A 25,739-nucleotide genomic window follows, 5' to 3' on the forward strand; every position below is an offset into this window, starting at 1 on the left:
GAGCTATGCCATCTTTTACACCTAGTCTTGAAGAGGTTTTGCATCGTGCATTAACAATTGCTACTCAAGCACGGCATGAATATGCAACACTAGAGCATCTTCTACTTGCGCTGTTAGACGATGCCGATGCAAATTCCGTTATTCAGGCTTGCCAAGTAGATGTGGAGGAATTGCGAGAGCGCTTAACCAATTATCTTCGCTCAGAGTTAGATGAACAGATTAGAGCTGATGAGGATACAAAGCCTACAGCTTTTTTCCAGCGTGTTATCCAACGTGCGGTGATTCATGCACAATCAGCTGGAAAAGATGAAGTATCGGGGGCAAATGTTCTTGTTGCAATTTTTTCTGAACGTGAAAGCCATGCAGCATATTTTCTTCAAGAGATGGGAATGACACGCTATGATGCTGTACGTTTTATTTCACAGGGTGTCACGCGTGATGATGGGTTATCCATGTTACTTGAAGGACTTGAAGAGCAATTAGATCAGCAGATTTCGGATAATGGTGAAAGAGGAACAAGTGCTTTAACGAATTATTGTGTTGATCTCAATTGTAAAGCTCGTAATGGAAAAATTGATTTATTAATTGGCCGTGAAATAGAAATTTCACGCATGATTCATATTTTATGTCGAAGGTCAAAAAACAATCCGCTTTTGGTTGGTGATCCTGGAGTAGGGAAAACCGCTATAATTGAGGGATTGGCAAAGCGCATTGTTGATGGGCAAGTGCCTGAAGTTTTATCAAATGCAACAATATTTTCTCTTGACATGGGGGGACTTGTTGCAGGTACACGTTATCGCGGTGATTTTGAAGAACGCTTAAAGCAAGTTATTAAAGAGTTTGAGCTGTATCCAGATGCTATTTTATTTATTGATGAAATTCATACCTTAATTGGAGCAGGAGCAACATTAGGGGGAAATATGGATGCAGCAAATCTTTTGAAACCTGTGTTATCTTCTGGAACTATGCGATGTATTGGTTCGACGACTTACAGAGAATATCGCAAATTCTTTGAACAAGATCGTGCTTTAGAGCGTCGTTTTCAGAAGATTGATATTAATGAACCTTCTGTTACAGATGCGATTAAGATTTTGCAGGGGATGAAGCCTTACTTTGAAGATTTTCATCAGATTAAATATACAGATCAGGCGATGAAGGCATCTGTAGAATTATCTTCACGTTATATAATTGACCGTAGGTTACCTGACAAAGCAATTGATATTATTGATGAAAGTGGCGCAGCGCAAAAGCTTTTGCCACAAAAACAACGCAAGAAGAGTATAGGTGTTAAAGAAATTGAAGCGACTGTTGCTACAATTGCAAGAATTCCACCAAAAACAGTTTCCCGGAATGATCAGAAGATACTGAGTAAGCTTGAAAGAGAACTCAAACATGTTGTTTATGGTCAAGATCAGGCAATTTCCGTCTTAGTTTCATCCATAAAATTGGCGCGAGCAGGTTTACGCGAACCGGATAAACCAATAGGAAGTTATTTATTTTCAGGACCAACAGGTGTAGGAAAAACTGAAGTTGCAAAACAGCTTGCATCATCTTTAGGCATTGAATTATTGCGTTTTGATATGTCAGAATATATGGAACGGCATACGATAGCACGTTTAATCGGAGCACCTCCAGGTTATATAGGGTTTGATCAAGGAGGTCTCCTTACAGATGCCGTTGATCAGAAACCTCACGCAGTTCTATTGCTAGATGAGATTGAGAAAGCGCACTCAGAGTTATTTAATATTTTATTGCAGGTAATGGATTATGGTAGATTAACAGACCATAATGGTAAGAAAATTGATTTCCGCAATGTTATTTTGATTATGACAACCAATGCTGGTGCTTCAGATATGGCAAAATCAGCTATTGGATTTGGGAAAGTACATCGTGATGGTGAGGATATAGAAGAAATCAATCGGTTATTTACACCAGAATTTCGTAATCGGTTAGATGCAATTATTCCGTTTGCACCTTTATCTCATTTAATCATCAATCAGATAGTGCAAAAATTTATTTTTCAGCTTGAAGCACAATTAGCTGATCGGGGAATTTGTTTTGAATTAAGCCCTTCTGCAACTTTATGGCTTTCTAATAAAGGATATGATTCTCAGATGGGAGCACGCCCATTAGGGCGTGTTATACAGGAATATATTAAAAAGCCATTAGCTGATGAAATTTTATTTGGAAAGTTACGCAATGGTGGTACCGTTCGCGTATTGACACAAAAATCAAATGGTAAAAAAGAAAGCTTACAGTTAGAAATTTCATCTTCCGATATATCTGTAAGTTCAAAGAAAAGTAAAATGGAAAACTTTACAAAAAAACGTGTAGGAAAAAAAAGAACAACAACTTAAGAGTGTGTTATAAAGCTGCACGGATTTTTTTTGCATTCTCTTCAAGTATTTCTGGAGGCGTTATCATATCATTATGAGGGGTAAGCTCTATTCCCTCCATACGTGGTATAATATGAAAATGAAGGTGATAGACGGTTTGTTGACTAGCTGCTTCATTAAATTGCATGACAGTTATGCCATCTGCTTGAAAGGCTTTTTTGACAGCATTTGCAATTTTTTGAACAGCTTTAATAACAGGAAATAATGTTTCAGGATCTGCATCAAGTAAGTTTCTAGAGCCTTTTTTAGGAATGACCAGCGTATGACCTGGTGCCTGTGGCATGATATCCATAAATCCAATAACATCATCATCTTCGTAGACACGAACAGAAGGGATTTCATTGCGAATCAATTTAGCAAAAATATTGTTATTGTTATAAGCTTGTTTCATACAAATATTTCCTTTTATCGTAAGTTTAAGATTCTAATTTAAAAACGAAAAAATGCAAGGTTTATCAGAGTGTAAGACAAAGAAGTATTTTGACTTCAGTTATATTTAGGATAATGCACTGTCTTAATGAAGGTTTAGATTTCTATGATGGCTTCAACTTCTACAGGAACATCCATAGGGAGAGAGGCAACACCAATAGCAGAACGGGCGTGTTTTCCAATTTCACCAAGGATATTGACGAATAAATTAGAAGCTCCATTGGCAACAGAAGGAATATCGGTAAAATGAGAATCTACAGCCACAAAAACAGTAATTTTGACCACACGTTTTATTTTATTTAAGTCACCCAGAGTTGCCTTGAGTTGCGCGAGAATATTGAGAGCGCAAGCTTCAGATGCTTTTTGGGCTTGTTCGGTATTCACAGTTGCACCAACTTTACCGATGGCTATTGGTTTTCCATTAATAAGAGGGAGTTGTCCAGAAATAAAGAGTTGATTGCCACTTTGTGAAGTGGTGATGTAATTGGCAAGGGGGGAGATTACTTCAGGAAGAGTGATTCCGAATTTTTCTAAGTTTTTTTCAATCATATTGGTCATAATTTTAACTCCATAGCTGCTCTATAATATATTCATTGCATAATCTATTTTTTGATTTAAGAAAATGTGTGGTTAATTGAGAAATTAGCCTTTTTTGCCTTATTGTATGATGTTATGCAACGGGGATAAAGTTCGGAAGTTGGGAATGATTAGATCATTATTTATAATAATTTTATATATTGTTTTTTTATGTACCGCGAGAGCTGAAGAGTCCATTTTTATTGTGCCTCATCGAGCAATTTATGATTTTCATCTCGATAGTGTTTCTCATGAAATGATAATTTCTGCGATGTCAGGACGAATGGTTTACGAGCTTACTGGTTCGGCATGCCAAGGCTATAGCACACGTTTTCGTTTCATTAGCCGTGTTCACATTGAAGATATGCCAGTACGTTTGACGGATCAACAGACGACGAGTTATGAAACAGGAGACAGCCGTACATTTCGTTTTAATATTACAGATCAAGAGGGAGAAGAGGTTGTGCATCGTGCCGAGGGGGTTGCGGAGCGTACGCAAGATGGTATTACAGTTACCTTAAAAAAGCCAAAGGAAAAAGAGTATAAGCTTGCAATGGCTGAATTTCCAATGATGCAACTAAAAAATATTATCCGCCATGCAAAAGCAGGAGATCATTTTTACAATGTTACTGTATTTGATGGGACAAATAAAGCAGATAAAGTTATAAAAGAAAGTATCGTCATAGGGGAAAAGAAGACGCTTTTATCTGATAGCGAAACAGAAAAAATAAGAAAATTGGATGAAGAAGAATATTGGCCTGTTACAATTTCTTATTTTGATGATGGAGAAAATAAAGATGGTTTGCCGGTTTATCGTAGCAGTTTTCTCTTACATGAGAATGGTGTCATGCGTGATCTTCATATAGATTATGGAACTTTTTCAGTGCGTGCAAAATTGAACAGTCTTGAATTCTTGGAACTTGGAAAAGATCTTAATCAATGTGAAAATGCAAATATTAAATGATTAAAGAAAATAACTTGAAAAAGAATCAAATATTAGTATGTTTGCGCTATTCCACACGCGGAATCTGGGTGTTTGCAAATGATCTGTGAGAAACTTCTAGCAAGCATCCGCCGGTAGCAGGTCTTCCTGCTTTTTCCGCGGAGGTTGAACCGGAAAGGATAAGATTTATGGCACTACCCGATTTTACTATGCACCAGCTTTTAGAAGCCGGTGTGCATTTTGGTCACCAGACTCATCGCTGGAATCCCAAAATGACTCCCTATATTTATGGTCAGCGTAATAATATCCATATTATTGACCTTGCTCAGACCGTTCCACTTTTACACCAAGCGCTTAAACTTGTTTCAGATACTGTAGCGCGTGGTGGTCGTATTCTCTTTGTTGGTACGAAACGGCAAGCATCTGACATTATCGCAGATGCGGCGAATCGTTCCGCTCAGTATTACGTTAATGCACGTTGGCTTGGCGGCATGCTCACAAACTGGAAAACGATTTCCAATTCGATCCATCGTTTGCGGAAGCTTGATAAAATTCTTGCTGCTGAAGCGCAAGGCTTTACTAAAAAGGAACGTTTAAATCTTGAACGTGATCGTGAAAAGCTTAATCGTGCGCTTGGTGGTATTAAAGATATGGGTTCTGTTCCAGATCTTATCTTTGTTATCGATACGAATAAAGAAAATATTGCACTCCAAGAAGCAAAACGTTTAGGTATTCCAGTGATTGCTATTATTGATACCAATTGTGATCCCGATGACGTAACACATCCAATACCAGGTAATGACGATGCTTCACGTGCAATTTCTCTTTATTGCGATCTTTTTGCCCGTGCTGCTCTTGATGGTATTGCACGCCAGCAAGGAGCAATGGGTATCGATTTAGGAGATCAAGTTGATGCACCTGTGGAGCCTATTTTGGAAGAAAATACAGTTTCAGAAGTTTCTGAATAATATAAAAATGCCTAATTAAGGTACTTTTATTGTCTAAAGAAGAAGTTATAGGCGTGCAGAGGGATTTTGCACGCTTTCACTGTTACAAAATAAAGAGGCAAATATGAGCATTACTGCTGCACAAGTAAAAGAACTTCGAGAACTATCTGGCGCTGGTATGATGGACTGTAAAGCCGCCTTAGCAGAGACCAATGGTGATATGGAAGCTGCTGTTGATTGGCTTCGTAAAAAAGGGATAGCTAAAGCAGATAAAAAGGCTGGTCGTACAGCAGCTGAGGGATTAATCGGAGTCGTATCAAAAGATTCACATGCAGTTTTGGTTGAGATTAATTCTGAAACAGATTTTGTTGCACGCAATGATGGATTCCAAGACATCGTGCGTAAAGTAGCAACTGCTGCCTTAGATACGCCAGGGGATGTTGAATCTGTTTCTGTTTCTCTTTATCCAGGTTCTGAGAAGACTGTAGAGCTTACGATTAAAGATGCAATTGGTACAATTGGCGAAAATATGACATTTCGTCGTTCCGCTAAATTGTCCGTTGAGAATGGTGTTGTTGCGACTTATATACACAATAGTGTGGCTGATGGGCTTGGAAAACTTGGTGTTTTGGTTGCGATTGAAACAACAGGAAATAAAGAGGCTGCTCTTGCTTTTGGTCGGCAGGTCGCGATGCATATTGCGGCAATCAATCCATTAGCACTTACAGCACAAGATGTTGATGCTTCTGCTGTTGAACGTGAAAAAGCAATTTTTTCAGATCAAGCACGTCAGTCTGGAAAACCTGAAAATATCATTGAAAAAATGGTAGAAGGGCGTATGCGTAAGTTTTTTGAAGAGGTTGTTTTGCTTTCTCAAGCTTTTGTTATGAATCCTGATATAACTGTTGAGGATGCTTTAAAGGATGCTGAGAAATCAATTGGTGCTCCAGCAAAAATTACAGGCTTTATTCGTTTTGCATTAGGTGAAGGTGTGGAAAAAGAGGAGTCTGATTTTGCAGCAGAGGTTGCTGCTGCTGTAAAAGGCTAGTTATTGCAAACTCTTGATCAGAAATTTAAAGTCATATCATTGGTTGTAGAATCTCTGAGGGGAAAAATGTAATTGTTGAGAGGGCGTCACGTGGAAAAAGTGGTGCCCTTCGTGATGTCAAAAGCAAAAGTAAATGGGCTTTTGGGGAGATTATTAATGGCATTAGCACTTCCGTATAAACGTATTCTTTTAAAGGCTTCTGGTGAAGCTCTTATGGGAGGGCAGAATTTTGGCATTGATGTTTCTGTTGTAGACCGTATTGCCGCTGATATTGCAGAAGTGCGCACAATGGGGATAGAAGTTGCGGTTGTTATCGGTGGGGGAAATATTTTTCGTGGCGTTGCTGTTGCTTCGCATGGTGGGGACCGAGTGACAGGTGATCATATGGGAATGCTTGCAACTGCTATTAACTCTTTAGCATTGCGAACATCTTTGACAAAATTAGGGGTTGAAACTGTTGTACTCTCTGCGATTGCTATGCCACAAATTTGTGAAAGTTTCTCGCAACGTAAAGCAATAGCTTATATGAATCAGGGAAAAGTTGTTATTTTTGCAGGTGGTACAGGAAATCCATTTTTTACTACTGATTCTGCTGCTACTTTACGTGCAGCAGAAATTGGTGCGGATGTCCTTCTTAAAGGAACACAAGTTGATGGTATTTATTCAGCAGATCCCAAAATAGACCCTACGGCTAAGCGTTTTGACCAATTAACACATGTTGAAGTTTTGCAATGGGGATTATCTGTTATGGATTCAACGGCGGTTACTTTAGCACGTGAGAACAATGTACCGATTATTGTGTACTCCATTCATGAAAAAGGCGGTTTGGCTAAGGTCTTGAATGGAACAGGACGCTTTACAATAGTATCGGAATAAGGGTAAGCTTCAAAGGACAATTGAAGGAGACAGAAATATGAATGTTACATCAATTATGGATGATCTGAAACGTCGCATGGATGGTGCCATTACGGCTTTTAAACATGAGTTAGGTGGTTTGCGGACTGGACGTGCATCGGCCAGTTTATTAGAACCGTTGACCGTTGAAACTTATGGTTCTGTTGTTCATATAAATCAGATTGCTAATATTTCTGTTCCTGAACCTCGGATGCTTTCTGTTTCTGTATGGGATAAAACAATGGTCGGAGCTGTAGAGCGCGCTATTCGCGATTCTGGTCTTGGTTTAAATCCCATAACTGATGGTACGAATTTACGTATTCCTTTGCCTGAGTTGAATGAAGAGCGCCGTAAAGAACTTGTAAAAATTGCGCATCACTATGCAGAGCAAGCGCGTGTTGCTACACGTCATGTTCGTCGGGATGGTCTGGACAATTTGAAAAAGTTAGAAAAAAATGGTGAAATTGGACAAGATGAAGCCCATAGTTTGTCTGAAAAAGTTCAAAAACTCACAGATGAAACTATTGCTGATATTGATAAAATTTTAGCCGTAAAAGAATCTGAAATTATGCACGTTTAAGACGATTTTGTCGCTAGAAAAAGGATGTTATACTCCCAGCCTGTAAATTGTTTCTAGGGATAATTGTAGGGAGTGGTGTGCTCTGTGGTAGCAAGGTGTGATGCAGGAAGGTATTCTATCATTTTGATATGGGAGAGACTGATTTGAAAGGGCAGATGTTTTAATTTTTTAGTCTGCGTGATAAATCATGCCCTTTGCTGGGAGACATTATTTAACAGCATGGTGCGGGTTTTTAGTTGAGCACGTCTTTGTTAAAATGCATAATGAAAGCATTATTAGAAATTATTCAAATATTCTAAGATGAAGGTTGGGGAAAGAATATAATGCAAAAAAACAAGCCTAACCTTTCTCTTATTTCTCATTATAAAACATGTGAGTATAATTGATCAAGCAGATGTTATGTGGCGTAATTCGTTTTTTAATGACGAATAGTTGATAGAAAAGTGTTTTTATACGAAACCTATATTAGTTAATTTGTATGGGGCAGAGGTAACTGCTTTTTCATTTTATATTTGAGAAAATATTAAAAAATATTTTATAATTTTGACGGAGATTTTTGAAGCTGTTTTCATTGATTATTAGTTTCATAAGCGCTATCTTAGTAGACTGAATTATTTATGATAAATTATAAGAGAAATTATACAGGTATGAGATAAAAATACTGCGTAGGGGAGTTTTTCTTGCGTTAATTTTAGAGCTTGTATTTTCTATTTTTATTGTTTGGATGTTGTTTTGTCTAATTTGGTTTATCGTATTCTGACAGCTTTTGTTTTTGGCATTATTGCGTTGTATCTAACATGGTTGGGAGGAAACTTCTTTTTTTTATTTGTATGGTGTATTGGCGGTTTTGTTCTTTATGAGTGGATGAGTATTACTAAAGAGAAATGGTGTATTTTACAAAAAATATTAGCAAGTATCTTTTATTTAATCTTTGGCTTTTTTTTAGTGTTGAGTGTATCTGCTTCATTGATTTTTTGTGTTTTAATCGTTTTAGCTACAGTATTAGCTATTATATCTATAAAAAAGAGTGGTTGGGTTTTTTGTGGTTTTTTATATGCATCTTTTCCTGTTGTTGCTTTATGCTTTCTACGGGATCATGAAATGTTGGGGTTCCAAGTTGTTATTTTCTTATTTACGATAGTGTGGGGAACAGATATTGGTGGTTATTTTATCGGACGTGCATTAGGGGGACCTAAATTAGCACCACAATTTTCTCCTAATAAAACATGGTCAGGAGCACTTGGTGGTACATTTGTGGGAGTTTTCGGTGGTATGTGGGTCGCTTTTGGATTTTTTGATATAAATTTAGCCAGTTTTTTTGTGCCACTCCTTACACTTGTTTTGTCAATTGTTTCACAATTGAGTGATTTAGGGCAATCATGGCTCAAAAGACGGTTTTCTGTTAAAGATTCTAGTTCTTTATTGCCTGGACATGGTGGTTTTATGGATCGTATAGATGGATTGGTAGGGGCAGCTTTTCTTCTTTATTTAATTGGTTCATTTATGTCTGATATGGATGCACCTTTTAATCTTTTTAGTATGATCTAATTGGGAGAAGATAGTTTGGAACTTTTAAATCATATCGTCACTATGGGTGATTTTCTTTTAAGAAGTTTGAGTATTCTTTTCATCATTATGATTATCATTTTTGTGCACGAATTTGGGCACTATCTCATTGGTCGGTGGTGTGGTATTAAGGCGTTAATTTTTTCGCTTGGATTTGGACCAGAAATAGCGAGTTATACAGATAAGCATGGCACGAAGTGGCGTTTAGCACTTATCCCCTTAGGAGGTTATGTAAAATTTGTTGGGGATGAGGAAAAAATCGATACGGAATCATCCCAATCATCTCTGATTGTTGATGGTTCATTTGCTAGTGCGCATGCTTGGAAAAAAGCAGCAACTGTTTTTGCCGGTCCTTTCTTCAATGCCCTTTTTACTGTTGTTATTCTAACATTTTTTTTCTTTATCTATGGTCGTGTAGCCATTGAGCCCGTTGTTGGTTCTTTGGTAAAAGATAGCCCTGCTCTTCAATCCGGTTTGGAATTAGGTGATCGTTTTGTTGAAATGGATGGGCGACGGGTTGAAAGCTTTGAAGATTTGATGAATTATGTAGCTTTTCACGGAAGAGAACCCATAGAGTTTAAAATAGAACGCATGGGGCGATTCTTTACAACGATGATTACCCCGAAAGTCGTTGAGCGAGATGATGGATTTGGTAATCGAACACGAAGTGCTATGATAGGTGTAGGTGTTCCTGTTGATTTAAATAATCCTGCACGTTTAGATCCAACTTATATAAAACATATTCGCTATGGTTTTGTAACAGCTGTAAGAAAAGCGTCAGACCGTACTGTGTTTATCGCCACTCAAACCGTTCTTTTTATGAGTCGTTTAATAGGAGGCAAAGAGGATCGTTGTCGGCTAAGTGGACCTTCTAAAACCGTTAAAATTGCTTGGAAAGTGAGCGAGACAGGTTTTATCTCTTTATTGAATTTAGCAGCTTTTCTTTCAATAAGTGTTGGGCTTATTAACCTTTTTCCGATTCTACCGCTTGACGGTGGGCATCTTTTATTGCATGTCATTGAGGTCATTACTGGGAGGAAAATATCTGCTAAAATTCAGGGAATCGTTTTTCGTTTAGGTTTTTCCATTCTTCTCCTTTTTATGATCTTTGTCTTTTTTAATGATTATTTTTGTTGGTTTAGCTAATTAAATTATGGAAAACGCTTTATAAATTAAGTAATAATAGCAAAAACAAATTGAAGGTTGTTTACCATGTCTGCAAAATGTTGTGGCATTGTACATTATAATGAGTAATTAAGGAATGAAAAGTCTCGCTGTAAAAAGGTTGTTATGGCAGTTAGCTTTTTAAGGCATCATGTCTAAGGAACGAGAGTAAGGTAAAAAAGCCAATGACTACGAATTCAAAGTTTTTAAATGCAGCATCTGTATTGGTGTTAAAGATGGGGATGATTGCCCCAGCAACGGTTTTTATGTCAATTGCTGCGGTCGGAGAAATACAAGCGTCTGTAGTCCGCTCTATTGAGGTTCGTGGGAATAAGTTTGTAAGTTCTCAGGCGATTCGAGACAATATGGGGATTAAGGTTGGGCAAGGTGTTTCCAGTGGTGATGTTGATAGTGCTGTGAAAAACCTTTTCGAATTGGGTTTATTTTATGATGTTAAAATAAATCCGGTGGGTGATAAATTGGTTGTATTCGTAAAAGAATATGAGGTTGTCAATCAAATATTGTTTCAAGGAAATAAATCTTTTAAAGACCCAGATCTTAAGCGGTTTATTTCTTTAAAACCGAATGAGCCTTTTAATTCTGCTAAGCTTTCTACTGATATAAATACAATTCGTGAGGCTTATAAAACTCTTGGTCGTAATAATATCACTGTTAACGTTCAAACGATTAACCTTGGAAAAGGGCGGGTTAATGTGGTATTTAATGTCGTTGAAGGGAAAAAAACAAAGATTGGTGATATCACTTTTAAGGGAAATAATGTCTTTGGAAGTCGCCGTTTGCGTGATGTGATTTCAACAAAAACTTCAGGAATTTTTTCGAAGTTGTTGGGAGGTGATGTTTACAGTGAAGAGCGCCTCGCTGTTGATGAAGAAGCTTTACGTCGCTTTTATTATAACCGTGGTTATGCAGATTTTCGTGTAGTCTCTTCTAAAGCAACTTTTGATGCAGCAAGCAATACGTATAAAATTTCTTTCGTTCTTGATGAGGGGGCGCTCTATAAAATTAGCGATATTCAGGTTGAAAGTGATGTTGATGGAATTGACGTTCAATCTGTGAAAAGGATACTTAAAACCCAGCCAGGTAATGTTTATAGTGCAGAAGATATTGAACAGTCTGTTGCAACTATTAATAACAAAGTTGCTGATTCGGGATATGCTTTTGCTAAAGTTGAACCGCGGGGAAATCGTAATTTAGCAAATCATACAATTTCAATTTTATATAATATTGAACAGGGTACACGTGCTTATATTCAACGTATTGATATACGTGGCAATGAGAAAACGCGTGATTACGTCATTCGCCGTGAGATTGATTTAAACGAAGGAGATGCTTACAATCAAACTTTATTACAGCGGGCAAAACGTCGTCTAGAAAGTTTAGGTTTCTTCAAAGCCGTTAATATTTCAATGGTTCCTACAGATCAATCTGACCAAGTTGTTTTGGTAATAGATGTTGTTGAAGCTTCAACAGGAGATCTCTCTCTTTCTGGAGGGTATACAACAGGGGGAACAAGTCCTGGTATGTCACTTGAAGTTTCTGTTACTGAACGTAATCTTGGGGGACGTGGTCAATATGTTCGTTTAGGATTAGGTGCGGGGCAAGAAAAATCTCGTAATTATAATTTATCATTTGTTGATCCTTATTTCTTAGGGTATCGTTTATCTGCTGGCGTTGATGTTTTTCGTAGTACTTATCGTGCTGATAAAGCCTATGATGTACGGCAGACAGGTGGATCGCTGCGGTTTTCGTTACCTATTAATAATCAATTATCTGCTAATGTAGCTTATTCTTATGTGCAGGAAGAATATGATTTTGGCGGAGAGTATGATTTTGACAAAGAGAGTGACATAATAGAATTATATGGGAAATATTCTGGTGCGATTGTTCAAGCTGCAAAACACAGCCCTTGGAAACGTTCATCAATTAGTTATGGTTTCACCTATAATACGATTGATGATATGAGATCCCCTCATGATGGGTGGTACGTGCATCTGCTTCAGGAATATGCAGGGCTTGGTGGGAGTGCAAAGTTCTTGAAGACCACGGGTAAGGCGATGATGTACAAGACTCTTTCTGACCAGAAGGATATCGTTGGTTTGCTTTCCTTTGGGGGTGGTTATATCCACGGAATGGGCCGAGATGGTGTTCGTATTTTCGATATGTTTAAAGTAAATTCTGATATGCTTCGAGGGTTCAAATATAATGGAATAGGTCCGCGTCAGGTTTCCAGTAAGGGTGAGGTTTATTTCTTGGGGGGAACGACATATATGAATGCGACTGCTGAAGTACAGTTCCCTATCCCTGTCGTGCCTGAAGGATTTGGGTTGCGCGGTGCTTTATTTGCGGATATTGCCACGCTTTATGGCAATAATTATAAAGCCGTTTTTAAGGGTGAACCGTCTGTTACCAATACAAAAAGTGCTTGGCGTTCATCTGCAGGTGTGAGTTTGATGTGGGATTCTCCGTTTGGTCCTTTGCGTTTTGATTATGCTTGGCCAATAACGAAGCAGGAAGGTGATCGTTTGCAACAATTGAACTTTGGTATTTCTACGAAGTTCTGATTTGAGCGATTTTAAGAAGGAAAAACTTGAAGAGAATAGCTTAAGCTGGGAGAGAAAGTGTTTTGATGGCGGATACATTTTTTTTTACGCCGTCCCGACGATTGACAGTTGCAAATGCTGCTGAGTTGACGGGTGCAAAGCTTCTTAATCCAGAGTTTTCTCATAAAGTTATCAATACTCTTTCTTCACTTGAGAGTGCTGTGGAAGGTTCGCTTGTTTTTGTAGAGCATCGGAAGTTTTCTGATGCTTTACTGGACAGTTCTGCTGTTGCTGTTTTGTGTACGAATGAGATTGTTTTTAAAGTTCCCGAGACTATGGCAATTTTGGTGACATCCACACCACAGCGTGACTTTGCTCAGATTGGTCGTATTTTGTTTCCAGATTCTGTCAAGCCAATGCCTTGGTTGGGGCAGAAGGGGATTTCATCGCATGCGCATATTCATCCAACGGCTAAGTTGGCACATGATGTGTGTATTGAAGCGGGAGCTGTTATTGGTAAAAATGTTGAGATTGGAGCAGGAACTCTTATTTCATCCACAGCTGTTATCGGTGAAAATTGCCGTATTGGATGTGACTGCTATATTGCTCCTAAGGTAACAGTTCAGTGTTCTATAATAGGTGATAAGGTTCAGCTTTATCCTGGTGTTTGCATTGGGCAAGATGGTTTTGGTTATGTTGGGGGCGTTTCTGGAATCGAGAAAATTCCACAGCTTGGTCGCGTTATTATTGAGGATGGTGTAGAAGTTGGTGCGAACACGACAATTGATCGTGGGACATTTCAAGATACTGTTATTGGTGAAGGAAGCAAGATTGATAATCTTGTACAAATTGCCCACAATGTAAAAATTGGCCGCTATTGTCTTATTGCCGCTCAATGTGGCATTGCGGGAAGTACATCTATAGGGGATATGTCTCAGCTTGGCGGAAGTGTGGGAGTAGCTGATCACATCATAATAGGTAAATCTGTTCAGATTGCTGCTCGTAGTGGTGTTATGAATGACATTCCGGATGGCGAAAAATGGGGAGGTAGTCCAGCGCGACCATTTAAACAATGGTTTCGTGAAGTAGCGGCCTTGCGCAGTATGGGAAAAGTTAAAAAGGAGAAACGCTGATATGATCAGCAGTGAAAAAACTAAAAACTTAGAGACTGTCGATATTGAAAAACTATTATCAATATTACCGCACCGTTATCCATTTTTATTAATTGATCGTATAATTGATATTGATGGTGAACAAGAAGCGATTGGTATTAAAAATATAACGATTAACGAGCCACATTTTATGGGACATTTTCCCTCAAAGCCTGTTATGCCTGGAGTTTTGATTTTAGAAGCTATGGCACAAACGGCAGGAGCAATAGCGCTTTTAAATTTAGGCAATAAGCAAACAAATTTAGTTTACCTTATGACGGTTGATAATGCGAAATTTCGTAAGCCGGTTATGCCTGGTGATCAGCTCAAGATTCATGTTCAGCTTTTGAAAAAAAGATCTGGTATGAGACGTTTTTCATGTGTTGCAAAAGTAGAAGATGTCCGCGTCGCTGAAGCAGAAATTGCTGCGATGATTGTCGAAGAAGAATAAACGATATTTGATGGGAATTTAAAAATGTCCGGTACGAAAATCCATCCAACTGCTCTTGTGGAGAAGGGAGCGCAGCTTGGTGAGAATGTACGCGTTGGACCATTTTGCCATATTAGTTCAGAGGCTGTTATTGGTGATGAATGTAGTTTGACAAGTCATGTTGTAATAATGGGAAAGACAACGTTAGGAGCCAAGAGTAAAGTATTTTCTCATGCCGTTTTGGGGGCAGATCCGCAAAATAATAAACATAAAGGAGGGGCTACAACTCTTTTTATTGGTAAGAATTGTACGATTCGTGAAGGTGTAACAATGCATAGGGGGTCCGATTCGAGTGTAGGAATGACAGTTGTTGGTGATAATTGCCAATTTTTTTGTTATGCGCATATCGCTCACGATTGTTATGTAGGCAATCATGTAACATTTGCCAATAACGCAATGATTGCTGGTCATGTTACTATTGGTGATTATGTGATTATTGGTGGTGGTGCTGCTGTTCATCAATTTGTTCGTGTTGGACATCATGCATTTATCGGCGGCGTATCTGCGCTGGTTGGTGATCTGATACCTTATGGAACAGCTGTTGGTGTGCAGGCAAAACTTGCTGGACTCAATATTATTGGCATGAAGCGTGCAGGACTTGAGCGTCAAGATATTCATGCACTCCGTCATGCGGTTGCTATGCTTTTTGATCATAGCAAACCATTTAAAGAGCGTGTCAGTGATGTTGCTTCTTTCTATTCTTCTTCTCAGTCTGTTTCTGAAGTTGTTAATTTTATTAAAGAAGAAGGAAAGCGTTTTTATTGTACACCAAAATTTGAAGGTGTTAGAATAAAAGAACATAAGGATTAAAAATGCCTATTTGGGGAGCCAGAAGTTTTCTTTCCAGCCGTACTGCTATTATAGCAGGAAATGGTGTTCTACCGATTACTGTTGCGCAGACTCTTGAGAAGAATGGAGAAAATCCTTTTCTTGTGCTTTTGCATGGTGAGGCAGATTCTGTTCTTTATCGCTATGAGCATTGCGAGCTATCAATTGTAGAGTTAGCACGACTCGTTAAAATTTTAAAAGAGGCTGGTGTATATAACGTTGTTTTGGCAGGTGGTGTGAAAAAGCGTCCACTTCTTAAACAATTGCGACTGGACTGGACAACATTTTTAGCTCTTCCTAAGTTAATCGGAGCTTTGAAGAGAGGAGACGATGCGTTATTAAAAGCTTTTATACGGGTTATTGAAGCACACGGTTTTTGTGTTATCGGTGCTCACGAAATCGTCCCAGATCTTTTAGCTCCCATAGAATTTAATTTAACAGTACGGCGCGCTACTCCAAAAGAGAAAAAAGATATTTTTTTAGCAGTAGAAGCAGCAAAGCTTTTAGGTCAATTAGATATCGGGCAAGCCGTTGTCGTTGTCCAAGGAAGGGTGGTTGCTCTAGAGGGCGCTGAGGGAACTGATAATATGTTGTGGCGTATTTGTGAAATGCGAGAAAGAGGGCAAATTCCCCTTAAAGGTGGCATTCTTGTAAAATGCGCAAAACCACAACAGGATAATCGCGTTGATTTGCCATCAATTGGGCCCGCGACAATAATGAATATTGCAAAGAGTGGTTTATCTGGTGTTGCGGTGGAGGCAAATAGAAGTCTAATATTATCGGTGAAAACAACAATAGAAAAAGCCAACAAATATTCTTTATTTATAGAGACATTTGAAAAGTTTGGTCATGAATAATTGTTTCTTAAAGATTGCAGTGGTTTCAGGTGAGGAATCTGGTGATTTACTTGGGGCCGATCTAATTTCTTGTTTATTACAACAGATAGGATGCAATATTCATTTGATTGGTGTTGGGGGGAGCCATTTAAAGGCATTAGGCTTAAAAAGCTTTTTTGATTCCCATGATATTGCTTTAATAGGTTTAAAGGAGGTGTTGAAAAAACTACCATTGTTGTTGCTACATATTCGCAATTTATCCAAATTTATTGCACAAGAACAACCTGATTGTTTAATTATTATTGATAGTCCTGATTTCACGCATCGTATTGCAAAAAAGGTACGTGCTTTAGCGCCTTCTATTCCTATCATTAAATATATTGCACCAACCGTTTGGGCATGGAGGCCAGAGCGTGCAAAAGCTATGTGTAGATTTGTTGATCATGTTTTAGCGGTTTTTCCTTTTGAAGAAAAGATTATGCAAGATTTGGGAGGTCCTGCCACGACTTATGTTGGACATCGTCTTTTGACATATCCTCCCCTTTTGAGAATTCAGTCAGAAAAAAAAAGCCAATTAGAACAAAGAAATTTGATCGATACACAAACATTATCGCCTACATTAGTTATTTTGCCAGGATCACGCAATTCAGAAATTCGTTCCTTAATGCCTATTTTTCGAGAAACAGTAGAGATTCTTGTACAACGTATTCCTCATTTACGTATTATTTTACCAACCTTACCTCATTTGGTAGATAGAATCCGGGACTTTGTGCAAGGCTGGAAAAGCAAGATAGAAATTGTAGTTGGTGAAGATGAAAAATGGCGTGCTTTTGCACAAGCAGATGTTGCTCTTGCTGCACATGGAACTGTTTCACTTGAATTAGCCTTAGCAAAAGTTCCTATGGTTCTTTGCTATAAACTTGATTTCTTTTCTAAATTATTTATTTTTCCTAAAATGATGTTATGGAGTGCTGCTCTTCCAAATATTATTGCTGATAAGCCTATTGTTTCGGAATATTTGAATGAATTAATCCGTCCTGGCATGTTAGCAAGACAGGTAGAACAACTTTTGGCTAATCCTTTATTGCGACAGGCACAACTTGATTCCTTTGAGATGGTAGAACAGAAAATGAAAACTGAAGTAGCATCGGGGGTTGTTGGCGCACAAACAATTATCACTCTTTTAAAAAGCAGGAATAAAATTGTATAAATAAAGCAATATTTTAATGATTAATATTTAATTTTAGCAAGAAAATTACAAGCACGTTGGCTTTTAGGATTGGTAAAAAATTCTTCAGAGGCTGCATCTTCAACAATTTTTCCATTTTCTAGAAAGAGTATTCTTTCTGATACTTTACGTGCGAAGCCCATTTCATGGGTAACACAAAGCATTGTGATCCCTGTATCGGCCAATCGAGCCATCACTTCCAAAACTTCTCCCACACTTTCTGGATCAAGAGCAGAGGTTGGTTCATCAAAAAGCATGACTTCAGGTTCCATACAAAGTGCACGGGCAATCGCAACACGTTGTTGTTGCCCACCAGAAAGTTGTAAAGGATATTTTTCACAGTGTTTTTCAATACCAACATGCGTTAAGTAACGAATTGCCCGTTCTTTTGCTTGTTGTTTGGAAAGTCCCTGAACTGTCATAGGTGCTAAAATACAATTTTGTATAACGCTCATGTGGGGAAATAAATTAAAGTTCTGAAAGACCATTCCTATCTTACGAAGAACATTTTTTTGCTGTTGTATAGGTGCAGTATGGATATCAACGTTATGGATACAGATTGAACCTTTTTGTGCTTGTTCTAATTGATTAATACAACGAATTAACGTTGATTTTCCTGATCCGGATGGTCCACAAATAACGATATGTTCACCAGCTTGAACATTAAAGTTGATATCATGTAGGACCTGAAAGTTTCCATACCATTTATTTAGATTTTGGATAGAGATCACAGGGTTTTTACTGAGAGAGATCGATTTATTATTTTTCAAATTCATCTTATTTTATTCTTTCATTGATGAAGAACTTGATTAATTCAACATTTTGATTTGGTACTGTTTTTTTTATGATCATTTTATTTACCGTAAATATCGAGTGAGGCGCTGCTCGATAAAAACAATAAAACGATGAATGAGTTCAACGATAAAGAGATAGATAAGAGCAGCCCAAACGTAAACTTGAAAATCAAAAGTCCGTGAATAAGCGAGTTTAGCAACCCCCATTAAATCATAAACAGTGATAAGTGAGGCAACAGCACTGGATTTAATCATTAAAATCAACTCATTTCCTAGGGGGCGTAATGCTACAATCATTGCTTGTGGAAGAATAACTCTAAAAAATGTGACAGAGTTGCTTAAACCTAAAGCTTTTGATGCTTCGCGTTGTCCAGTTGTTACGGATAGAAAACTTCCTTTAAATATCTCAGATTGATAGGCAGCAGAATTGAGTGTAAAAATAAAAAGACAACAATACCATGCGTTTTGAAAAAACCACCATAGCCCCACCTGTTGCCAAAAACTGTTCATTGAACCAAGCCCATAATAAAAAAGAAAGAGTTGAGCTAATAAAGGAGAGCCACGGAAAAAATAGACATAAGCATTTGCAAAATATTGTAAAAATGTATTCTTTGATAGACGTGCAAAAGCAATAATCATACCAAGAAAAAGGCCTAGAGAACAAGAAATAGAAACAAGTTCAACAGTAACAATAAAGCCATTAATAAATTTTGGTCCATAATGACTTAAAAGATCAGGATTAAAAAGAAAATAAAGCCACTCAGGAATCATTGACCTAGCACCTTTTTATAGCCTATTTGAGTGTATGTTTCCAAATGGCGTAAGATTGCAGTAAAAACCGCTGAAAATAACAAATAGAGTAAGCATGCTACAAAATAAAATAGCATGGGTTTATTGGTAGCAGCGACAGCTAGATTCGTTTGTCGCATGAGGTCAACAAGCGCGATGGTAGAAACAAGGGATGTATCTTTCAGTAAAGTAAGCCAATTATTAGAAAGTCCTGGCAAGGCATTTCGGATGAGCTGAGGGAAGACAATACGAAAAAATGTGGTTGACCGTGAAAGTCCTAAAGCTTTAGCTGCTTCATATTGACCTTTATCAAAAATATTAAATGCTCCAAGCCAAACTTCACAAGAAAAAGCTGCAAGAACCATACTAAGGGCAAGAACACCAGCAACAAAAGCATTGATACTGAACATGATTTCAAAACTAAAATAGTCAAATAAATTTTGAATAAGGCTTTGTAATCCGTAGTAAACTAAAAACAAAGTTAAAAGCTCTGGTAGCCCACGAAATATCGTTGAAAAGAGGCGTGCCATAGGTTTGGCCATCTTAATATTGGATCGAATCATCACTGCATTGAGAAGTCCTAGAGGAAATCCTAGAAGTCCACAACATAATGCCAATGACAAAGTCATTCCTGCACTGGAAAGTATAACTGCTCCCCATCCACCATTGCTAAATGATAGCAATGCTAAATTTTCAATCATTCTTGTATTCCTCATGAAAGAGTTAGATAATATTTTTTAGCAATAACCAACGGGTTTTATTTAAATATCATATTGATATTTAATAAACATCACTTGTAAAATATTTTCTCATAATTTTTTCATAAGTTCCATCCAAACGGATTTCTTTTATTGCTTCATTGAACTTATTTTTAAGATCATTATTATTTTGACGGACTGCAATTGCAACAGGAAATCTTGTTTCTTCTAGAGTTCCCAAGAGGAGACAACAATCTTTTCCTTCATTTTTAAGCCAATTTAATGCTTGTAATTTATCAACAATAATCACATCAAGTCGATGATTTAAAAGATCACGATTCACTTCTATTGTGGAAGGATAGAGTTTTATTTTCACCTCTTCAGAGGCAAAATGATCTTCTGCATAGAAAGCTTGTGTTGTATTTGATTGCACACCAAGATTTTTATCTCTAAAGGCTTTTGTCGAGATTTCTTTAATTCCCGAAGCTTTGGTAACAATAACAGCCAGTGCTGTATCGTAGTAAGGATCTGTAAAGTCAATTTTTTGTAAACGCTCTTGTGTGAGAGAGAGGGAAGCAATGATAGCATCATATTTTTTTGCAATAAGTCCAGGGATCATTCCCTCGAAGTCTTGTGTAACAATAGTACACTCAACATTCATTTTTTTACAAAGTGCATAAGATATATCAATATCAAGACCCTGCAATTTATTATTTGAGTCAATATAACTGAAGGGAGGATAGGTGCCTTCACTCGCAATTTTTAATGTTTTCGCATCAGCCAATTGGGTGAATAGTGCGGCGCTTATTATAAGAGCTCCTGCTAATAGTTTCATGATGTTCTCCTATTGGATAAGCGGGCAATATGAAATCATTATGTTTTTATAATCTGTAAGCTTTTTGGGAGCAATTCAAAAATTTATTGATGTTTATTTTAGATCATTATGTTGGGCATTATTGATAAAAAAAGAATAAATATCTTATTGCTTGTATGATAGCTTAATTTTCACGAAATTTTTAATTTGAATCATTTCATGAGTAAAAACTGAGGATTTTTCTTGAAAATAAGGCTATTAAATTTGAACATAAAGAAAAAACTAGATTTTAATACGATAAAAATACAACCTTATTGTTGTCATTAGATTCTAAAAAATGTTTAGCTCTCAAGGAGCAATTAAAGTTATTTTGATAAATGTAAATTTTCTTATAAAAATGCCGAATTTCTAATTATACCTGCATGTCCAATAAAGATTTAAAAAATACTCCTTAAATATACAGATTGAGTTTTAATTCATAGTGATATCTAATTGATATCGAAAGTAAAATATTTTCTCATAATTTTCTCATAGGTTCCATCGGCGCGGATTTCTTCTATTGCTTTATTAAAACTGTTTTTAAGATCATTATTATTTTGACGGAGTGCAATTGCAATAGGAAAATTTGTTTCTTTTAGAGTTCCCAAGAGGAGACAGCAGTCTTTTCCTTCATTTTCAAGCCAATTTAATGCTTTTAATTTATCAAAGATGATGATATCAAGCCGATGGCTTAAAAGATCACGATTAACTTCTGTTGCTGTAGGATAAAGTTTGATATTAACTCCTTCAGAGGCATAATGATCTTCCGCATATGCAGCTTGTGTTGTATTTGATTGTACACCAAGGTTTTTACCTCTAAAGGCTTGCGTTGAGATTTCTTTAATTTCCGAATTTTTGGTAACGATAACAGCGAGTGCTGTGTTGTAGTAAGGATCTGTAAAATCAATTTTTTGTAAGCGCTCTTTTGTAGGAGAAAGGGAAGAAACGATAGCATCATATTTTTTGGCAAGAAGACCGGGAATCATCCCTTCAAAGTCTTGTGTGACAATAGTACATTCAACATTCATTTTTTTACAAAGCGCATAAGATATATCAATATCAAACCCTTGCAGTTTGTTATTTGAGTCAATATAACTAAATGGCGGATAAGAAGCATCGCTTGCAATTTTCAGCGTTTGAGAATTGGCCGATAGGGTAAACAGTGTCGCGCTTATTATAAGAGCTCCTGCTAATAATTTCATTATGTTCTCCTATTAGATAAGCTGGCAAATATGAAACCATCATGAATTTTTATAATCTGTAAGCTCTTTTGGAGCAATGTAAAAAATTTATCTGTGTTCATTTTGCTATCATTATGCTGAATATCATTATCAAAAAAATAATTTCTTTTTATCAAGTATCGGAATAAAAAATACAGGAAAGAAGGTCCCCTCTTATTGATTATAGGGTGATTTTTAATAATTTTATTTAAAAATCAATAATTTATCTTTAAAAGAAAAACTATTAACTTAAATACAAAGAAAATTTCAGCTTTTAACAGAACAAAATGTAAAGTGTTTTTATTTCTAATTAGAGAAGCACTTAATGTAAGCTTTTTGCAATTTTATCTGAAGAAGATAGAAAGAAAAATTCTGACATTGCTCGATTTTAATATGTAATAAGGCTTTTAAACATGGGGGAATAATAGGGAATACATTTCCATTAAAGATAATGAGGATTATAAGGTCAAATTTTCAATTTCTTTTTGCTAAATGTTTGGCTAATTCGCAGAAGAGTATTCTCAATTTCTTTACAGAGCTAAAACTTAGAATTTTTTAGTAAATTTTTATGATGATGTTATCTCTGTAGAAAGAGTTTTAAAATCACGTTTTATAAAAATTCTTAAAGGATGTTTTTTGATTACTCTCAATAAAGCTTCAGTAAATTGAAGCTTTATTGATTTCTTTTTTTAATTTGCACGTTCATCTATAGGAACATAGTCACGCATAGCATAGCCTGTGTAGAGTTGTCGAGGACGACCAATTTTTTGTGCAGGGTCTTCAATCATTTCTTTCCATTGTGCCACCCACCCGACACTGCGCGCCAATGCAAAAAGGACAGTAAACATTTCAGTTGGAAAACCTAGAGCTTTTAATGTAATGCCGGAATAGAAATCAACATTGGGATAAAGCTTTTTCTCAATAAAATATTCATCACTTAAGGCAATTTTTTCAAGCTCTATTGCAATATCAAGAAGAGGGTCATCTTGAATGTTGAGTTCTTTTAAAACTTCATGACAGGTTTTTTGCATGATTTTTGCACGTGGATCATAATTTTTATAGACACGGTGCCCAAAGCCCATAAGGCGGAAAGGATCATTTTTATCTTTTGCACGTGCAATAAATTCAGGAATTCTTTTAATAGAACCTATTTCTTGTAGCATTTTTAGGCATGCTTCATTGGCACCACCATGTGCTGGTCCCCAAAGGCATGCAACACCTGCTGCAATACAGGCAAACGGATTAGCACCTGAGGATCCAGCAAGACGTACCGTAGATGTAGAAGCATTTTGTTCATGATCTGCATGAAGGGTAAAGATTTGATCCATCGCCCGAGCAAGCACAGGGTTTGTTTTATATTCTTCACAAGGAACAGCAAAGCACATATGGAGGAAATTTGCAGCATAACTAAGATCATTACGTGGATAAACAAATGCTTGTCCAATACTGTATTTATAGGCCATAGCAGCAAGCGTTGGAACTTTTGAGATAAGACGAACAGAAGCAATCATTCTCTGGTGAGGATCTGTAATATCAATAGAGTCGTGATAGAACGCAGACATAGCGCCAAGGCAGGCAACCATGACAGCCATAGGATGAGAATCACGGCGGAAGCCATGGAAGAAGCGTGCAAATTGTTCGTGGACCATGGTATGCTGCATAATACATCGATCAAATTCATTTTTTTCTTGCTGTGTTGGGAGTTCACCATAAAGTAAAAGATAACAACTTTCGAGAAAGTCTCCTTTTTCAGCCAATTGATCAATAGGATAACCACGATAAAGCAATATGCCTTTATCACCATCGATATAAGTAATTTTTGATTCACAAGAAGCTGTTGAAGTAAAACCAGGATCATAAGTAAAAATATCGGTTTTTTTATAGAGAGAAGCAATTTCAATGACTTCAGGTCCACTCGTGCCTTTACGCAAGGGAAGCTCTACTTTTTTATCATTCACAATAATATATGCGTTATTCTCAGACATTCGGTATTCCTTTCAGATCCTTCACTTCTAAAAATTAAGACTCTGCTTCATCAGAGTGGGGGATGTATAACTGAAGCTTTTCTTACTTATTTAAGGGTAGATTGCCTCTAAAAGTGAGTACATGCAATCTAAAAATATTTCCTTATTGGTCATTATTACTCAATAAGAAATGTATTTCAATGATATAACATAAAAAACTCTTTTAGGGCGCGTTTAGATATCTGTATAGACCCTTATTTGAGGAAATATACTCAGTGTCCATCATGGGCATATTGTTGTGATAAGTTGGTCCTTGATGCGATGAAGGGATTCATCGCGTCCTAATAAAATAAGAACATCCAAAACACCTGGTGATGTTGCACATCCTGTAAGAGCTGCGCGAAGTGGTTGGGCGATAGATCCAAATTTGAGATTCTGTGTTTGTACACAAGAGCGAAGTGTTTCATTTAGAGTTTTTGTATCCCAAGAGGAGCAAGCTTTCAGAGCAAGATAAAGATCGTTTAAAATGGTTCGTCCATTTTTATCTAAGAGTATTTGAGCTTTTTCATCAAGTTGTAAAGGTCGTTGCGTAAAAATGAAGGAGGCATTGTCAATCAGTTCGCACAGTGTTTTTGAACGTTCTTTCAAATGCGGGATTGCTTTTAAAAATTGAACACGGCGTTTTTCATCAAGTCTTTCAATAATTTGTGCTCCCCTATCGGTTTCTGGTAGAATATTAAGAACGGCATCAAAAAGTTCTTGATCATTACTCATACGCATATAGTGTCCGTTGATGGAAATGAGTTTTTTGAGATCAAAACGAGCAGCACCTTTGTTAATATCCTCAATATCAAACCAAGAAATCATATCTTTAAGTGACATCAGTTCGTCATCACCATGACTCCAACCTAAACGGACAAGGTAATTGCGCAAAGCAGCAGGAAGATATCCCATTGTTCGGTAGGCATCAACACCGAGCGCACCATGTCGCTTTGATAATTTTGCACCGTTTTCACCATGGATAAGAGGAATATGGGCCATAACAGGAATGTCCCATCCCATTGCTTTAAAGATAATCGTTTGTCGGGCTGCGTTGGTAAGATGATCGTCACCACGTATAATATGTGTGATGCCCATATCATGATCATCAACGACAACAGCATGCATATAGGTAGGCGAACCATCAGAACGTAAAATAATAAAGTCATCGAGATCTTTATTAGGAAAACGGACATCACCTTGAACACGGTCATGTATGATCGTTTCTCCATCTTGAGGGGCTTTGATGCGAATAACAGGCTTAACACCTTTAGGAGCTTCAGAACTGTCACGGTCCCGCCAACGTCCATCATAACGGGGTGGGCGCCTTTCTGTACGGGCTTTTTCACGCATTTCAGCTAACTCCTCAGGTGAAGCATAACAATAATATGCTTTGCCATTCTTGACTAACTGTTCAGCGATTTGGCGGTGACGTTCTGCACGTTCGAATTGCGAAATAGGGGCGCCATCATAACTAAGACCCATCCAGTGCAAGCCATCTATAATGGCTTTTACAGCTGCTTCTGTTGAACGCTCTCGGTCTGTATCTTCAATTCGTAAAAGCATTTTTCCACCGGTATGTTTTGCATAAAGCCAATTAAAAAGAGCAGTACGAGCACCACCAATGTGAAGGAAGCCAGTGGGTGAAGGGGCAAAACGAGTAATAACAGACACGAATATTTTCCTTTAAACTAAGATATTACTTATGGAATTTTATAGAAAAGTCATGTTAGCATAAGTGATGG

At 37.3% G+C, this 25,739-nt stretch carries 23 protein-coding genes; 14 read left to right on the plus strand and 9 right to left on the minus strand.

Going from position 1 to position 25,739, the window contains the following annotated elements; genetic code table 11:
- The first annotated feature begins 5 nt into the window (after positions 1 to 5).
- The gene (gene clpA / locus ACFINU_RS05780) at positions 6 to 2,357 is read left to right on the plus strand and encodes an ATP-dependent Clp protease ATP-binding subunit ClpA (RefSeq protein ID WP_375667448.1); all 2,352 of its coding nucleotides are present in this window, start codon (positions 6 to 8) and stop codon (positions 2,355 to 2,357) included.
- 7 nt (positions 2,358 to 2,364) lie between these two features.
- Here clpA and ACFINU_RS05785 read toward each other — a convergent pair whose 3' ends face one another.
- Together ACFINU_RS05785 and ACFINU_RS05790 are read right to left on the minus strand one after the other, a co-directional pair.
- Positions 2,365 to 2,787 (minus strand): HIT family protein, encoded by a 423-nt coding sequence (locus ACFINU_RS05785; protein WP_375618376.1) that lies wholly within the window; start codon positions 2,785 to 2,787, stop codon positions 2,365 to 2,367.
- Between the two features lie 134 nt (positions 2,788 to 2,921).
- Complete coding sequence (locus ACFINU_RS05790; protein WP_375618375.1) at positions 2,922 to 3,383, minus strand: RidA family protein; 462 nt, start codon at positions 3,381 to 3,383, stop codon at positions 2,922 to 2,924.
- Between the two features lie 145 nt (positions 3,384 to 3,528).
- On the opposite strand from ACFINU_RS05790, the gene ACFINU_RS05795 reads away from it, so the two are divergent.
- From ACFINU_RS05795 to lpxB, 13 genes are all read left to right on the plus strand, one after another.
- Positions 3,529 to 4,365 (plus strand): cell envelope integrity EipB family protein, encoded by an 837-nt coding sequence (locus tag ACFINU_RS05795; protein ID WP_375618374.1) that lies wholly within the window; start codon positions 3,529 to 3,531, stop codon positions 4,363 to 4,365.
- Positions 4,366 to 4,532: 167 nt separating this feature from the next.
- Positions 4,533 to 5,312, plus strand: coding sequence for a 30S ribosomal protein S2 (gene rpsB, locus ACFINU_RS05800; protein ID WP_375618373.1), 780 nt, complete (start codon positions 4,533 to 4,535; stop codon positions 5,310 to 5,312).
- A 103-nt stretch (positions 5,313 to 5,415) separates the two neighbouring features.
- Positions 5,416 to 6,339 (plus strand): translation elongation factor Ts, encoded by a 924-nt coding sequence (tsf, locus tag ACFINU_RS05805; RefSeq protein WP_375618372.1) that lies wholly within the window; start codon positions 5,416 to 5,418, stop codon positions 6,337 to 6,339.
- Positions 6,340 to 6,495: 156 nt separating this feature from the next.
- Positions 6,496 to 7,215, plus strand: coding sequence for a UMP kinase (gene pyrH, locus ACFINU_RS05810; RefSeq protein WP_273790666.1), 720 nt, complete (start codon positions 6,496 to 6,498; stop codon positions 7,213 to 7,215).
- A 37-nt stretch (positions 7,216 to 7,252) separates the two neighbouring features.
- Positions 7,253 to 7,813, plus strand: a complete 561-nt coding sequence (frr, locus tag ACFINU_RS05815) for a ribosome recycling factor (RefSeq protein WP_375618371.1) — start codon at positions 7,253 to 7,255, stop codon at positions 7,811 to 7,813.
- Positions 7,814 to 8,545: 732 nt separating this feature from the next.
- The gene (locus ACFINU_RS05820; RefSeq protein WP_375618370.1) at positions 8,546 to 9,361 is read left to right on the plus strand and encodes a phosphatidate cytidylyltransferase; all 816 of its coding nucleotides are present in this window, start codon (positions 8,546 to 8,548) and stop codon (positions 9,359 to 9,361) included.
- Positions 9,362 to 9,376: 15 nt separating this feature from the next.
- Positions 9,377 to 10,525: an RIP metalloprotease gene (locus ACFINU_RS05825; protein WP_375618369.1), complete on the plus strand. Its 1,149-nt coding sequence runs from the start codon at positions 9,377 to 9,379 to the stop codon at positions 10,523 to 10,525.
- Positions 10,526 to 10,728: 203 nt separating this feature from the next.
- Positions 10,729 to 13,125: an outer membrane protein assembly factor BamA gene (bamA, locus tag ACFINU_RS05830; protein WP_375618368.1), complete on the plus strand. Its 2,397-nt coding sequence runs from the start codon at positions 10,729 to 10,731 to the stop codon at positions 13,123 to 13,125.
- A gap of 65 nt (positions 13,126 to 13,190) precedes the next feature.
- On the plus strand, positions 13,191 to 14,237 hold the full coding sequence (lpxD, locus tag ACFINU_RS05835; protein ID WP_375612127.1) for a UDP-3-O-(3-hydroxymyristoyl)glucosamine N-acyltransferase: 1,047 nt from the start codon (positions 13,191 to 13,193) through the stop codon (positions 14,235 to 14,237).
- A gap of 1 nt (position 14,238) precedes the next feature.
- Positions 14,239 to 14,706 (plus strand): 3-hydroxyacyl-ACP dehydratase FabZ, encoded by a 468-nt coding sequence (fabZ, locus tag ACFINU_RS05840; protein WP_375618367.1) that lies wholly within the window; start codon positions 14,239 to 14,241, stop codon positions 14,704 to 14,706.
- 24 nt (positions 14,707 to 14,730) lie between these two features.
- A complete protein-coding gene (lpxA, locus tag ACFINU_RS05845) occupies positions 14,731 to 15,555 on the plus strand; it encodes an acyl-ACP--UDP-N-acetylglucosamine O-acyltransferase (protein ID WP_375609506.1) in 825 nt (274 codons plus the stop codon).
- A 2-nt stretch (positions 15,556 to 15,557) separates the two neighbouring features.
- Positions 15,558 to 16,430 carry an LpxI family protein gene (locus ACFINU_RS05850; protein WP_375618366.1) on the plus strand — a complete coding sequence of 291 codons (873 nt, stop codon included), beginning with the start codon at positions 15,558 to 15,560 and terminating at the stop codon, positions 16,428 to 16,430.
- Positions 16,423 to 17,619, plus strand: a complete 1,197-nt coding sequence (gene lpxB / locus ACFINU_RS05855) for a lipid-A-disaccharide synthase (RefSeq protein WP_375618365.1) — start codon at positions 16,423 to 16,425, stop codon at positions 17,617 to 17,619. The genes ACFINU_RS05850 and lpxB overlap by 8 nt, the downstream gene beginning before the upstream one ends.
- Before the next feature lie 20 nt (positions 17,620 to 17,639).
- Here lpxB and ACFINU_RS05860 read toward each other — a convergent pair whose 3' ends face one another.
- The 7 genes from ACFINU_RS05860 to gltX all read right to left on the minus strand — a co-directional run bounded on the left by ACFINU_RS05860 (position 17,640) and on the right by gltX (position 25,668).
- A complete protein-coding gene (locus ACFINU_RS05860; RefSeq protein ID WP_375618364.1) occupies positions 17,640 to 18,413 on the minus strand; it encodes an amino acid ABC transporter ATP-binding protein in 774 nt (257 codons plus the stop codon).
- 81 nt (positions 18,414 to 18,494) lie between these two features.
- Positions 18,495 to 19,202: an ABC transporter permease gene (locus tag ACFINU_RS05865; RefSeq protein ID WP_375618363.1), complete on the minus strand. Its 708-nt coding sequence runs from the start codon at positions 19,200 to 19,202 to the stop codon at positions 18,495 to 18,497.
- Complete coding sequence (locus ACFINU_RS05870; RefSeq protein ID WP_375618362.1) at positions 19,199 to 19,921, minus strand: ABC transporter permease; 723 nt, start codon at positions 19,919 to 19,921, stop codon at positions 19,199 to 19,201. The genes ACFINU_RS05865 and ACFINU_RS05870 overlap by 4 nt, the downstream gene beginning before the upstream one ends.
- Positions 19,922 to 20,000: 79 nt before the next feature.
- The gene (locus ACFINU_RS05875; protein ID WP_375618361.1) at positions 20,001 to 20,753 is read right to left on the minus strand and encodes a transporter substrate-binding domain-containing protein; all 753 of its coding nucleotides are present in this window, start codon (positions 20,751 to 20,753) and stop codon (positions 20,001 to 20,003) included.
- Positions 20,754 to 21,220: 467 nt separating this feature from the next.
- A complete protein-coding gene (locus tag ACFINU_RS05880) occupies positions 21,221 to 21,973 on the minus strand; it encodes a transporter substrate-binding domain-containing protein (RefSeq protein ID WP_375618360.1) in 753 nt (250 codons plus the stop codon).
- Positions 21,974 to 22,680: 707 nt separating this feature from the next.
- Complete coding sequence (gltA, locus tag ACFINU_RS05885) at positions 22,681 to 23,976, minus strand: citrate synthase (protein ID WP_375618359.1); 1,296 nt, start codon at positions 23,974 to 23,976, stop codon at positions 22,681 to 22,683.
- Between the two features lie 261 nt (positions 23,977 to 24,237).
- Positions 24,238 to 25,668, minus strand: coding sequence for a glutamate--tRNA ligase (gene gltX / locus ACFINU_RS05890; protein WP_375618358.1), 1,431 nt, complete (start codon positions 25,666 to 25,668; stop codon positions 24,238 to 24,240).
- Positions 25,669 to 25,739 lie beyond the last annotated feature (71 nt).

Origin of the sequence: Bartonella sp. AC130YNZD (genome assembly GCF_042196865.1) — a bacterium.
GTDB lineage: Bacteria > Pseudomonadota > Alphaproteobacteria > Rhizobiales > Rhizobiaceae > Bartonella.